A 12650-nucleotide genomic window follows, 5' to 3' on the forward strand; every position below is an offset into this window, starting at 1 on the left:
TAAGCCTACCTTTTTATGATAGACACCATCTTAAACTACTGTCTGTTTTTTGGGGTCCACTATACTGCATCAAAACAGCTATACCATCATCAGAAAAATCAGTGGCTTTAAAGAACATTACCTGGATTGGGATAAGCACTCCATCACTGAAAGTTCATTACGCCTGATTAATGAAAATAAGCCTGGATACCATCGGTAAACACATCGAACACCAAAAATACGACTGCATGGACAGATATATTGCTCCTGCAATATCTGCATTCACCACATCCGTGTGGTTTATGCAGGAGGTACGGCCCCAAGGATGGGGGAGGTAGAGCAATGCAGGGAGCAATTGCCGAGCTTTAGCCCATTCGCACTGTTTAAATTTGACACTATGTGAAACCTACGGACGGAGTTGCAGCCCCGTCCGGCATGATCTCTATAGGGTACGCTGTGCATATCATTGGAGCCTAAAGGTATGCGCAGCATACCCTACAATGCTTATTTTTTGTGCTGGTTCCCAAGCTCCAGCTTGGTAACCCAGATCGCGAAGCTCCAGCTTCGCGAGACAGGAAGCTAGAGCTTCCAGCACTGAATTCCCAAGCTGGAGCTTGGGAACTAGCGCATTTTTCAGCGCAATCCTTAATTTCCGTTCAGATTATTCACGATGCCATCTCTCAGCAATACGCAGTTAGAGCTTCTTAAAGAAGCCGACCTTGAATCCCTCCACTTGTCACCTGAGCTGATTGCTCAAATCGCAACACTGGCTGATCCCCAGCAACTGACCGATGAGCAACTGCTTGAGTTTTTGCAAGTTTGCAATGCCTTGTATCGCAGCGGCGAGCCGCTTATTTCCGATGCGGATTATGACTTTATTTTTCTGGGAGAACTGCAAAAACGCCATCCCCATCACCCGTATTTAGAAACTGTCGAGCCGGAAATCGTCGCTGTTGGTAAGACCGTCGCGTTGCCGGAGCCTATGCTGTCAACGGAAAAAACCTATACGCGAGATGGCATTGAAAAATGGCTGTCCCGGCTGGAAAAAGCCGCCAATGATTGCAGCGTGGATTTTTGCACCCTGATGATTCGTGCCACGCCCAAGCTGGATGGCTATGCAGCCTACGATGACGGAAAGATGCTGTACACGCGCGGCGATGGTCGCAGAGGCACAGATATTAGCCGGGTTTTTGAGCGTGGCTTGATAGTCGGCGGCAATGGTGAAAGAGGGCAGGGTGCAGGCGAAATCGTGGTCAGCCAAACTTATTTCAATAATTATTTGGCTGACCATTTTGAAAATTCCCGGAATTTTCAAGCCAGTATCATTAAAGAAAAAGACTTGGAACAACATGCTTTAGAAGCTATACAAAACCATGCGGCGGTGTTTTTTCCATTTTCCCAACTGCCCGCTTGGCAAGGCTCTGCCGTCGAGGTGCTGGCCGATTTCGACCACGTCATCGAAACCGTTTATAAGCTGGTCGATTACGATGTGGACGGTGTCGTTTTTGAGTTGATCGGTAATGAACGCATAAAACAGTACCTGGGCGCCACGCGGCACCACCACCGCTGGCAGATTGCCTATAAAAACAATGTAGCATCCGCTGAAGTGATAGTCCTGAAAGTTACCCCGCAAACCTCCCGTTCCGGCCGGGTTAATCCGGTTGCCGAACTGACGCCGACCAAACTCAGCGGCGCGATGATTTCCAGAGCAACGGCTCATCATTACGGCATGGTCAAGACGCTGGGTATCGGTGCCGGTACGCTGATTGAATTAACACGCTCCGGCTTGGTGATACCCAAAATCGAGCGGGTCATTATTCCCAAAACGCCGCAAATCCCTGAACATTGCCCCAGTTGCGGCAGCGAGCTGGTTTGGGATAGCGATTACCTTTATTGCCTGAACACTACGAAATGCCCGGCGCAAATTGAAAATACTATCGAGCATTTTTTCAGAACTCTGGCTAATGTCGATGGTTTCGGGCAAAGAACCGTAGAAAAACTTCACACTTTTGGCATCAGCTCGATTTATGCCGTTTATCAGCTGAGCATGGAGCAATTGCAGGGCATGGGTTTTGGCGAAAAAACTGCACAAAACCTGCTGGATCAATTGCAACGCAGTAGAACTGAAGCGATTGAAGACTGGCGCTTTCTGGGCGCGTTCGGTATTCACCGAATGGGTTTGGGCAATTGCGAACGCCTGCTTCAACATCACCATCTGATCGATATTTTCAATCTGACCGTTGAAGACGTGATGAATATCGAAGGCTTCGCCGAAAAAACCAGCGCCGCCGTGGTTGAATGTCTGGCAAAAATTAAAACCGATTTTATGCAAATCTATCAGCTGGGCTTTAATTTAGTCCCGACGCCTTTAATCGCCGAGCAACAGCAAAAAATCAGCCCGATTTCCGGCAAAACCATCGTCTTTACCGGCACCATGGTCCACGGTAAACGTGATGACATGAGCAGAGAAGCCAAACTCCTGGGGGCAAAAGTTGCCGGCTCAGTTACCGGAAAAACCGATTTTTTGGTCACCGGTTCTGATGTAGGAGCTGCAAAAATCGCTGCCGCTATGGAAAAGGGAGTGAGGGTTATTAATGAAGAGGATTATTTGGCGCTATTGGGTAAACCGGAATAAGTGTGTTGCCGGAAAAGCCTCCCAACGCCGGTTTTCGCTGTCGCTCAAACCGGCGTTGTCCGCCTACAAGGCCTAAAAATTAAGTTTCGAGTATCCGTAATTGTGGCACTGCACTGGGTTTGCCAAATAAATAGCCTTGCATCTTACTGATACCTTGCGCCATTAAATAATCACGTTCAGCTTCCGTTTCTACGCCTTCGGCCAGTACCTCAATATTATTGGCTTTGGCAATATTGATTAAAGCCTCCACAATAGACTGTTTAATAGGTAATCGATCAATATTTTGTATTAAGGCTCGATCGATTTTGATCAAATCAGGCAATAACTCGGCGAGCATATTTAATCCGGCATAACCGGAACCTACATCGTCCAATGCTGTTTTAAAGCCTTTTTTGCGATAAAAATCCAAAATAGATTTTAAATGTCCAAAATCTTTTACATTTTCTGTTTCTACGACTTCAAACATAATACGTGCCGGATCAATACCCAGGTTTTTCGCCCAAGCCACCGTGTCACGTAAACACATTTCGGGGTTGTAAATGGCTGTAGGTAAAAAATTAATGGAAATACGCCCTTGCAACTGCGAGGCAACTGCTTGATGCAATGCCATTTCTCGCGCTAAACGATCCAGATTAAACAACAAATCGGCATTTTTGGCTTGCTCTAACAAGACTTCCGGGCCAATTATCGAACCATCGGCACGCAAGCCGCGCATTAAACACTCATAACCGTAAATTTCGCCTTTAAGTACATCCACCAGCGGTTGAAATACTATCTGCAAAGCGCGATTATCCAATACATATAGCAAATCACTGGCAGCGAGCAATCCACCCCAACGACTCAAAGGTTTTAATTTATTAAGCAAAGAGAAACTGATCTGTTCTCCCGGTTGCAAAATAGCGGCATTAATAGAGGCCATTTCCTGTTCGGAAAAACATTGATGTGCGCAGAGTTGGCGTATTAAGAGGGATATATCGCTGGTAACAACCGTTAGCAGTTCGTCAATCTGTTCTGCGATATGATCGAACTCCTCAAGAACCATGACAAAATTTTCTCTGAACATTTCATCTGGAAAAGTAAACATAATCTTACCTGCCCCGGAAGGAATGTCAGGTAATTGGTGACATTTACATGGCATAAAACGCCTCGTTATATTTGTTTGTGAGTTTTGTTATGCTGAAAAATAATTTAAAAACCAACCCGCAGTGAAGGATGTCGTTAAATTCGTATTCGAGTCCATTATAAGTGTTAATTCCTGTATTGATGTGCTTTTATAAAGCGGTAAGACGGGTAGTTTTATAGGGCGATGTAGGGCTTCTCACGCACTTTGGCGCCACTCGGTGGATGGGTAGCGTAAGTTATTCAGCTTAATTGAGTTCAACTGTTAGGTAATAGCACTTAATTGATTAAAAAAGTTGAACTCTTTATCCTGATAAATATTAATAAGATACAAATTGATTTTTGGCTGGTTCCCAATTCCCGGTTTGGTAATCCAGTCTGGAAGCTCCAGCTTCCCGTCTCCCGAAGCGAGAGCTTCGTCTCCTGGGTTTTCAATCTGGAGCTTGGGAACCAGACAAAAATGAGGTGATCGATATGAATAATATTCTTCAAGTATTTTTTAAATCGAAATTTATAATCCTTGCTTCAATTACATTATCAGGTTGCCCGCTTACTGTGAACCTGAATGTTTCAACGGATAAACCCATTTCTATAGCTCTCGATAAACCGGTCGAGGTAAAACTGGGTGCCGATATTGCAGTCACCGAGCTGCCGCCGATAAAAATCACCACGCTGCCGCCAGTAAGGGTAGGAATTGCCCCGGCAACTAAAAAATAACAGGTGCCAAGCCGGTGGAGATGGTCGCAAGGGCATTCATTCTCGAAGTCCGGTTTGTCTGACGGCATGAACCACTAGGTAAGTCAGGTTTTCGAGGAAAAAAGTGTAGCAGAGATGATCTTCCCCACGGCTTGTTTATGATGCCGTGGGAGTGTTATGGCATTGTTACTTTTTGCGTCTTTTGTCTTTTGCCTTTTCAATTTCCTTGGCTAAATACCCTGCGGCATTAACAGGAATAGTATCGGCGGTCAGAATGGCACCTAGTTCGCTCATCGCTTTTTGGTAAACCTTGCGCTTAAAATACACCACATCTTTAAGCGGTTCCCAGTAATCCACCCAGCGCCAGTCATCAAACTCCGGTTTGGCGCACTGATCGAAACGCACATTGGATTCATGCGTCATCAAGCGCAACATGTACCAGATTTGTTTTTGGCCTATGCATAAAGGCAGGGAGTTTTTGCGTATATAACGCTCGGGCAATTGGTATCTCAGCCAATAGCGCGTACGGCCAAGCACCTCGACGTGCTGCTCTTGCAGTCCAGTTTCTTCGCATAATTCCCGATACATCGCAGCTTCTGGGTCTTCATTCGGATTAATCCCGCCTTGCGGGAATTGCCATGAGTTTACACCCATTCGTTTTGCCCAGAACACGCGACCCTCGTCATTGCAAAGGATGATCCCGACATTCGGTCGGTATCCTTTAGAGTCAATCATGTTAAAACCTGTGTTTTTACCTTTCCTATATCTTTAATCTTGCTGATGGTAAAATTATTAAAGAGAGGTCAGTAATTTAAATTAATGACAGCATTGTTCCATAAATAAAGTGCAGATGCCATAGCGCACGGCTCTTTTTAATTACTCAAGACAGGATTAACCGTGAGCTTAGCGATTTTTGATTTGGATAACACGCTGATTGCCGATGACAGCGACTATTTATGGGGACAGTTTCTTGTAGACCAGGGAATTGTTGATAAAAGTCGCTATGAAAGCGCCAACGCCAAATTCTATGATGACTATAAACAAGGCACTCTGGATATTGTTGAGTTTCTTCGTTTTTCACTGCAACCGTTGGCGGACAATGATCCTGATCAACTTTATCAATGGCGGGCGCAATTTATAGAACAAGCCATCAAGCCGCTGCTGTTAAAATCGGCACAACAGCTGATCGCTAAACATAGAGACCGGGGCGATACGTTGCTGGTCATTACCGCAACCAACCGTTTTGTTACCGAGCCGATAGTCGAGTTGTACGGCATTGAAAACTTACTGTCGACCACGCCGGAATTTATCAATGGCCGGTATACCGGCGGCTTTAACGGCATCCCTTGTTTTCAGGAAGGCAAAGTCAAGTTGCTGGAAGCCTGGTTAAAAGACTCAACCGACGAAACCATGCAGGACAGCTGGTTTTACAGCGATTCACACAACGATCTGCCGCTGCTCAAGCTGGTAGACCATCCGGTCGCAGTCGATCCCGATGAAAAACTGACCGAATTCGCCGATGCTGCCAACTGGCCGATTATCAGCCTGAGAAACGGCGAATGTCCGACACATCATTTTCAAAAATGAAAACACAATTATTCACCACGAAGACACGAAGAAATAAGACTTCGTGTCTTCGTGGTGAAAGTCTTTTAAATCGATTATTTATCGCCTTCACAATCTATCACAATGACTATCATGACTTTTCCAACCATAGAATCTTTTGTCGGCAATACGCCTCTGGTCAGACTGCAACGCTTGCCCGGCAATACCGGCAACACTATCCTGGTTAAACTGGAAGGCAATAATCCGGCCGGGTCGGTAAAAGACCGCCCGGCGCTGAGTATGATTAAACATGCCGAGGAAAGAGGCGAGATCAAACCCGGCGACCGGCTGATTGAAGCGACCAGCGGCAACACCGGCATTGCGTTGGCGATGGCGGCGGCGATCAAGGGTTATAAAATGACCTTGATTATGCCGGATAATATGAGCGAAGAACGCAGGGCTTCAATGAAAGCTTACGGTGCCGAGATCATCTTGACGCCAGCCGCAGGGAGCATGGAGGCGGCGATTGATTTATCCCGGGAAATGGAGGCAGCGGGTCAGGGGAAAGTTTTGGATCAGTTTTCCAATCCTGATAACCCGCGCGCGCATTATGAAGGCACAGGTCCTGAAATCTGGCGCGATACGCAGGGCAAAGTAACCCATTTTGTCAGTTCCATGGGCACCACCGGCACGATTATGGGAACTTCAAAATTCCTGAAGGAACAAAACAGCGATATTCAGGTGATCGGTGTGCAGCCCGAAGGCGAGTCTAAAATCCCCGGCATCAGACGCTGGCCCAAGGAATATTTGCCGAAGATCTATCTGGCTGATCGGGTTGACCGGATTATCGATGTCGACCAGGTTTCAGCTGAAAACGTCACCCGCGCTTTGGCGGCTCAAGAGGGTATTTTTGCCGGTATTTCATCCGGCGGCGCTGTTCATGCTGCCTTAAAATTGTCTGAAGAAGTTGAAAATGCGGTGATTGTGGTGATTGTCTGTGACCGGGGCGACCGGTATTTGTCTACGGGTGTTTTTCCTGGTTAATGCTGTTGGTATATGTGGGAGCGGCTTTAGCCGTGATTGTCGCGGCTAAAGCCGCTCCCACAAAGGCGCTGAACAGGCTCATCCTGATCAGCGTCTTTGTTCTAACAACACCCGCCGCTAATGCACTGAATAGCGTATCGCTTAATGTCGGAACCATCGCAGGAAGCCAATGGAAGCTGGAAGGCGTCAATATCGCCCTGACCGACCTGTCGCAAAATCCGCAAAAACTGGCCTTAACGATCGCGAAGTTAAGCCTGCCCAAACCTTTCAACGACCTCAACCTGGTCAATATCCGCTGTACTTCTTTCACATGGCAAAACAAGGAAATGTTGTGTCAACAGGGCAGGGCGGAGATTCGTTCAAAACGGTGGCAGTCGCCGACCGCCAATTTTTCTTTTCACGTTACCGAAAAGCGCAGTTCGTTCAGGCTAACCGATTTGTATCTGGCCGGTGGAACCGTTGCGGTTGATGGCGAAGAGCAGGGCGATGAATGGCAGTTGCAGATTGACGCCAAAGCTGTGGATGGCAAGTTGATTCAACAGTTGCTGTTGCCGCAGGAACGATTCAAACTGAAAGGCGGCAAAATCAATATTAAGTTAAATGCGTCCGGCAGTCATGCGTCGATCAAGGAATTTACCTTAACTTCCGGGGTTAATAGTTTGACCGGGCAGACCAAAGATGGGCAGCTTGCCACTGAGGCATTAATGCTGGAATCAACGTTGAGCGCCAAAAACTATAACGGCTTGTGGCAATGGCAAAGCCATATCGATATTAACGGCGGCGCGTTGTATGTGGACCCTTTATATCTGGAAATGGCCGGGCAAAATATAGTCTGGCAAGCACAGGGTAATTGGGACGCAGCAAACAACAGCGTCGAAATTAACGCTGCAAACTACAAGCACTCAAAAGTTGGGGAATTAAGCGGCAGCGCAATCGTTCAATATAAGGACGGCGTAAGCCTTGAAAAGGCCCAGCTTTCGTTGAACAGTAAGAATGTGCAGGATTTGTCTGCCATTTACCTGAAACCGTTTTTTGAGCAAACTGTATTGCAAAGCGTTACGCTAGCAGGCCATTTAAAAGCCGATTTTTCAATTGATCACCAAGCTTTAACCGCGCTGGCGGCAACCTTTAATAATCTTGATGTTAAGGATGCAGCCGGACGTGGTGAAATTCTGGGCGGCGTAGGTCAGCTTAACTGGTCGGACGATGAAATCTTTAGCCGACCGTCGAGATTTGCGTGGCAGCAATTGCAGGTATATTCCTTGCCGATAGGCCCGGCAGAGCTATCATTTCTGAGTCGGGCTGACAGTATCCGGTTGCTAAAAAAGACCCAACTGCCTTTTTTGGGCGGCACAATCGGTATTCATCAATTCAGTTGGAAGGCAAAAAAGCAGCAGGACCCTGAAGTCTCCTTTGAAGGCGACGTAAACAACGTGTCGCTTGAACAACTGTCCCTGGCCCTGAACTGGGCACCGTTATCGGGTACTATCGGCGGTTATATTCCCCGAGTCGAGTACAGCAACAAAACCCTGAGCCTGGGCGGCGAACTGATCATCAAGGTTTTCGACGGTGAGATAAAAGTCAGCAATTTAGCCTCTTCGGGATTATTTACCGATTTCCCCAAGTTTCACAGCGATCTGGAAATTGAAAACCTCGATCTGGATCAGTTAACCGGCAAGTTTGAATTCGGCGGCATTACCGGCAAGTTATCGGGTTATGTCCGGCAGTTGTATATGGAAAACTGGCGTCCGGTCACTTTTTTCGCGTGGCTGGGTACGCCGGAAAACGATGATTCCCGTCACAGGATCAGCCAAAAAGCGGTACAAAACATCGCCAACATAGGTGGCGGTGGCGCCGCTGATCTACTGTCCAAAAGTTTTTTACGTTTTTTTGAAACCTTCGGTTACGACAAGCTCGGTCTGGGCTGTTATTTGCATGACGGCGTCTGTCAGTTGATGGGTGTAGAGGCTAGAGAATCCGGCTATGCCATTATTACCGGCGGAGGTCTGCCGCGAATTGATGTGATCGGCTATAACCCTCGCGTTGACTGGAATGTGTTGATGGAGCGGTTAAAGCGTATTTCGACATCGGATGAAGTGATCATTGAGTGACGTTCAGTTCAAGTGACTTATTTTTCATAGAGAGATACAGCGCTGACTCGGCTTCTTGCAGGAGGAGAATAGGGGACGGAGCCCGATTATGGATTATGCAGTTCCCCTATGAAATATTCCTAATATGGCCGGAGGAAAAAGATGCCCCGTAGAGCCCGTGTAAGACATGCAGGTGTGCCGCAACACGTGATACAGCGTGGGAACAACCGCGCCGCCTGTTTTTTTGCAGACGAGGACTATCAATCCTATCTGGACAGCCTTCTGGAAGGCGCGACGCGATATGGCTGTAGCATTCACGCCTATGTGCTGATGACAAGCCACGTTCATTTGTTGGTCACGCCTGAGGCCGACGAAAGCCTGTCATGCCTGATGCGCTACCTTGGTAGCCGCTATGTGCAATACGTGAACCACGTCTACCGTCGTAGCGGCACGTTATGGGAAGGCGTTATAAGTCCAGTCTGATTGATTCGGAAGGATACCTGCTGACGTGCTACCGGTACATCGAGTTGAATCCTGTTCGTGCGGGAATGGTGGAGAGTGCGAGCAGTTATAGATGGTCGAGCTATGGAGCCCACGCGTTAGGTCAAGCGGATAAATTGATACGGGATCATGCGTGCTATCTCGCTCTTGGTGCAACTGACGAGCTCAGGCAGGCGGCTTATCAAGCACTATTTCGTCATCAAATGGACGAGGCATCACTGAAAGCGATTCGTGAGTCGGTGAATAGTGGTACTGCCTTGGGTAGCGAACGGTTCAAGGATGAAATCGAAGCGACGCTTGCAAGATCGGTTCGACTTGGAACGCCGGGGCGTCCAAGGAAAAAAGGGATCGATGATGTAACGAGACAGTGTGATTTTAACTTGATGAGGAAATGAGTGTAATGATGAACAGGAATGTTGAACAGAATATCGGGCTCCGTCCCCTATTTTTCTCCCAAGTAGCAGGCAGCTATTTTGCTGCGTATCAATATATTCTTGATGTTCTTGATTCGGCGGGGGCTGTTACTAGTCCGCGAGACGATGCGGTAGTTGGACTTTCTTACAATTGGTTTGTCGGTGCGAGGCAGGTCAATGAAACTCTGGTGGGCAGCGCGTGAAATATCTAGCCAAAATAATCTTGATCGCCATTCTCAGTCTATGTGTGCTGATTGTAATTATGATGGGACTTTATTTTCGGGCGCAGCAATTACCACCTAAACCACCTCGCGGCAAGATTATTGCCCAAGAATCCACAACAGTAGAAAGAACTGAGATGATAACAGTTGAATTTGATGGCTATCGGTTTAAGTTCCCGATGAATTATGGAGATATTGATCCAAAAGCAGGTGTTATGTTTCGTGGATATTGGCCAGGATTTAGAGCGGTTTCGCGCAAAAAACAATCGCCTGAAGAACGAAAAGCTCAAATTTATGATGGAATATTGGTTTTTATTGATGATTACTGCATAAGTAAGCCACCTTTTACAGAAAAACAGCGGCTAGAAAATATAGCTCTCTATCAAGCCGACTACAAACGCAATTACTTTGAACCTATTTTTAATGCAAAACTTGGTTTACTTGAATACCACAATCGACGCAGCAATGAAGCTGAAATATTCATGATGGACAAATCTGAGGTTTTGTCGCCGATTTACGGAGAGCAAATGGTCGCCGTTTGCCGTGGACGTACTCGTCCAAGCCAAGAAGAAGAAACAATAGGATGTCAGTCTGTGTATGCCTTACGTCCCGATCTGTGTGTTACCGTGCGTTTTTACAAGAAACATCTGCGTGATTGGCGGGCAATACACACGCGAGTATTAGATTTTATCGAAACCAGTATGAAAGCAGCCAAAGAGGAATAAGGAATGACTTTTCAATTTACAGAATTACAATTACAAGAAATCGAACGGCTATATACCGAAGCTGACACTCAACTCGGGGTAGGACAACCGAATTACTCGAATGTCTATGCTTATATCAGAGACGAACTCATTGCCTCAAGTCTGTTGATAGATCAGAATCAAAGGCAGGTTTTATCTTGGCTTGTCGGCGCTACGCAAGCGAATAGCGGCGATGGTGTATTTTCCGTGCTGATCCGTGAATATACCAATCAGCAGGCGATTTTGCGTATGGGTACCGCGTTCAGCACTGACGAAATGCAGAATGCCTCCAATGCCGTGGCGAGATCTGTAATTGAGGATATTTTAGGATCAGCTGCTAATCCTAGAGGTCAACTTCCTACTATCGACCTGATAGCCCGTCGTGATTCTACAGCAGTAGCAGAAACACTGTTTGCAACTTACTTAGATGCAAATGATAACGCGGCTAACTCAAACAAAAGTTCTGCTTGGGCAGGCGCTGTCTTATTCTCTTCGTTAGGATCAGAACAAACAGGCCGTTTGTTAAGCGACCAAAATGCCAGCGTAGTCGATACGCTTGATGATTTTAAAAACGTGTTATTTGCCTACCGATCATTGCAAGTCGCAGTTGATCAGGCACAGCCTTTTTGGGATAGTGACCCTTTGTTAACTGAAGCGGGATTGCTTTTCACGGGGTCACTGATGCAGTATTTTTCGGGTACAGTGGAAAACTCCAATATCCTGACAACCTTGTCGTTGATTGATAAACAAACCCCCAGCAACGTTCTCGACATGCTCCGCAGTGCCTACGAAGGGCAACCTTTAACCGAAACCACCGAAAGCAGTTTTGCTGCCGAAGCCCATACCTTCTTCTCCGCTTTAGGAGCAGATAGCCAGAGCATTGGCTTGGAGAATCTCTACAACCGTGATGCCGGCAGTTTGCAAAGCATGGCCCAGCTCAACAATGAACTGGGACTAGCGACGCGCAACGCGCTCCAATCGCTGAGCATCTTTGCCTTAACCGGCATCAACTACGCTAACCCGAGCGATCTGTCCTTATACAACCCGGCCACCGGTGAAGGCACATTGACCGACTCATGGCTGGCTGACCGTGCCGACTTTCTGTGGGCTAAAACGCATGCAACAAATCATGTTAGCGACATTTCGGGTAGTCAACCCAAGATATACCAGCAATACATCAATGGAGGAATTCAGCAGCAAGTGGCGGAGCTGGATTTATCCTCGCCTGATAATGCCGCCATCAGCTATGTTAAATATGGCGATAATAACCTGGGAGATAATTTAACCGGACAAAGCAATGACGACCATCTCTACGGTGGAGGCGGCAATGATATTCTCACCGGCAATGACGGTAACGACTATCTCGAAGGCGGACAGGGCAACGACAACTTGAATGGTGGTACCGGCTACGACACCTACTACGCAGGCGCAGGCGACGCCCTCTCGGACAGCGATGGAAAAGGAACCGTAGTATTCGATGGCGGTACCTTAAATGGCGGCAGCCGGAAAAAAGGCGAAACCGTCTATCACAGCCAGGACGGCAAATACGCATACACCCTGAGCGGCACCACCCTGACTGTGAACGACACGCTCACCATCAACGGTTTCACTAATAAAAATCTCGGAATCTACCTCGATGTACAAGAATCCCCAAGCCCGTAGGG

12 protein-coding genes are annotated in these 12650 nt (G+C 47.2%); 10 read left to right on the forward strand and 2 right to left on the reverse strand.

Features of this window, described 5'->3' with window-relative positions; genetic code table 11:
• The first annotated feature begins 649 nt into the window (after window positions 1–649).
• Window positions 650–2614 (forward strand): helix-hairpin-helix domain-containing protein, encoded by a 1965-nt coding sequence (locus Q8L79_RS07765; RefSeq protein ID WP_305269826.1) that lies wholly within the window; start codon window positions 650–652, stop codon window positions 2612–2614.
• A 79-nt stretch (window positions 2615–2693) separates the two neighbouring features.
• On the opposite strand, the gene Q8L79_RS07770 is transcribed toward Q8L79_RS07765, so the two are convergent.
• Complete coding sequence (locus Q8L79_RS07770) at window positions 2694–3698, reverse strand: EAL domain-containing protein (RefSeq protein WP_305269828.1); 1005 nt, start codon at window positions 3696–3698, stop codon at window positions 2694–2696.
• Window positions 3699–4207: 509 nt separating this feature from the next.
• Between Q8L79_RS07770 and Q8L79_RS07775 the strand changes: the two genes are divergently transcribed.
• A complete protein-coding gene (locus Q8L79_RS07775; RefSeq protein WP_305269830.1) occupies window positions 4208–4450 on the forward strand; it encodes a hypothetical protein in 243 nt (80 codons plus the stop codon).
• A gap of 165 nt (window positions 4451–4615) precedes the next feature.
• Here the strand turns inward: Q8L79_RS07775 and Q8L79_RS07780 are convergent, their stop codons facing one another.
• Complete coding sequence (locus tag Q8L79_RS07780) at window positions 4616–5164, reverse strand: RNA pyrophosphohydrolase (protein WP_305269832.1); 549 nt, start codon at window positions 5162–5164, stop codon at window positions 4616–4618.
• A 162-nt stretch (window positions 5165–5326) separates the two neighbouring features.
• Here Q8L79_RS07780 and Q8L79_RS07785 point away from each other — a divergent pair, with 162 nt between their 5' ends.
• The 8 genes from Q8L79_RS07785 (at window position 5327) to Q8L79_RS07820 (ending at window position 12648) form a co-directional block, all read left to right on the forward strand.
• Window positions 5327–6016 (forward strand): HAD family phosphatase, encoded by a 690-nt coding sequence (locus Q8L79_RS07785; RefSeq protein ID WP_305269834.1) that lies wholly within the window; start codon window positions 5327–5329, stop codon window positions 6014–6016.
• A gap of 111 nt (window positions 6017–6127) precedes the next feature.
• Window positions 6128–7018 (forward strand): cysteine synthase CysM, encoded by an 891-nt coding sequence (gene cysM / locus Q8L79_RS07790; RefSeq protein ID WP_370869897.1) that lies wholly within the window; start codon window positions 6128–6130, stop codon window positions 7016–7018.
• Window positions 7018–9129, forward strand: a complete 2112-nt coding sequence (locus tag Q8L79_RS07795; protein ID WP_305269838.1) for a C4-dicarboxylate ABC transporter — start codon at window positions 7018–7020, stop codon at window positions 9127–9129. The genes cysM and Q8L79_RS07795 overlap by 1 nt, the downstream gene beginning before the upstream one ends.
• A gap of 141 nt (window positions 9130–9270) precedes the next feature.
• The gene (locus Q8L79_RS07800) at window positions 9271–9591 is read left to right on the forward strand and encodes a transposase (protein WP_305269840.1); all 321 of its coding nucleotides are present in this window, start codon (window positions 9271–9273) and stop codon (window positions 9589–9591) included.
• Window positions 9592–9635: 44 nt separating this feature from the next.
• Window positions 9636–10004: a hypothetical protein gene (locus tag Q8L79_RS07805; RefSeq protein WP_305269842.1), complete on the forward strand. Its 369-nt coding sequence runs from the start codon at window positions 9636–9638 to the stop codon at window positions 10002–10004.
• A 5-nt stretch (window positions 10005–10009) separates the two neighbouring features.
• Window positions 10010–10225 carry a hypothetical protein gene (locus Q8L79_RS07810; protein WP_305269843.1) on the forward strand — a complete coding sequence of 72 codons (216 nt, stop codon included), beginning with the start codon at window positions 10010–10012 and terminating at the stop codon, window positions 10223–10225.
• Window positions 10222–10968 carry a hypothetical protein gene (locus Q8L79_RS07815; RefSeq protein ID WP_305269845.1) on the forward strand — a complete coding sequence of 249 codons (747 nt, stop codon included), beginning with the start codon at window positions 10222–10224 and terminating at the stop codon, window positions 10966–10968. The genes Q8L79_RS07810 and Q8L79_RS07815 overlap by 4 nt, the downstream gene beginning before the upstream one ends.
• Before the next feature lie 3 nt (window positions 10969–10971).
• Window positions 10972–12648 (forward strand): hypothetical protein, encoded by a 1677-nt coding sequence (locus tag Q8L79_RS07820; protein WP_305269847.1) that lies wholly within the window; start codon window positions 10972–10974, stop codon window positions 12646–12648.
• Window positions 12649–12650: the final 2 nt, after the last annotated feature.

It is taken from the genome of Methylobacter sp. (genome assembly GCF_030680395.1).
Taxonomy (GTDB): Bacteria; Pseudomonadota; Gammaproteobacteria; order Methylococcales; family Methylomonadaceae; genus Methylobacter_A.

Bases quoted from the DNA above. Each gene is read 5' to 3' on its own strand.
- cysM (WP_370869897.1), top strand. From the start codon at position 6,128: ATGACTTTTCCAACCATAGAATCTTTTGTCGGCAATACGCCTCTGGTC.
- Q8L79_RS07820 (WP_305269847.1), top strand. From the start codon at position 10,972: ATGACTTTTCAATTTACAGAATTACAATTACAAGAAATCGAACGGCTA.
- Q8L79_RS07770 (WP_305269828.1), bottom strand. From the start codon at position 3,698: ATGTTTACTTTTCCAGATGAAATGTTCAGAGAAAATTTTGTCATGGTT.
- Q8L79_RS07775 (WP_305269830.1), top strand. From the start codon at position 4,208: ATGAATAATATTCTTCAAGTATTTTTTAAATCGAAATTTATAATCCTT.
- Q8L79_RS07765 (WP_305269826.1), top strand. From the start codon at position 650: ATGCCATCTCTCAGCAATACGCAGTTAGAGCTTCTTAAAGAAGCCGAC.
- Q8L79_RS07780 (WP_305269832.1), bottom strand. From the start codon at position 5,164: ATGATTGACTCTAAAGGATACCGACCGAATGTCGGGATCATCCTTTGC.
- Q8L79_RS07800 (WP_305269840.1), top strand. From the start codon at position 9,271: ATGCCCCGTAGAGCCCGTGTAAGACATGCAGGTGTGCCGCAACACGTG.
- Q8L79_RS07810 (WP_305269843.1), top strand. From the start codon at position 10,010: ATGATGAACAGGAATGTTGAACAGAATATCGGGCTCCGTCCCCTATTT.
- Q8L79_RS07795 (WP_305269838.1), top strand. From the start codon at position 7,018: ATGCTGTTGGTATATGTGGGAGCGGCTTTAGCCGTGATTGTCGCGGCT.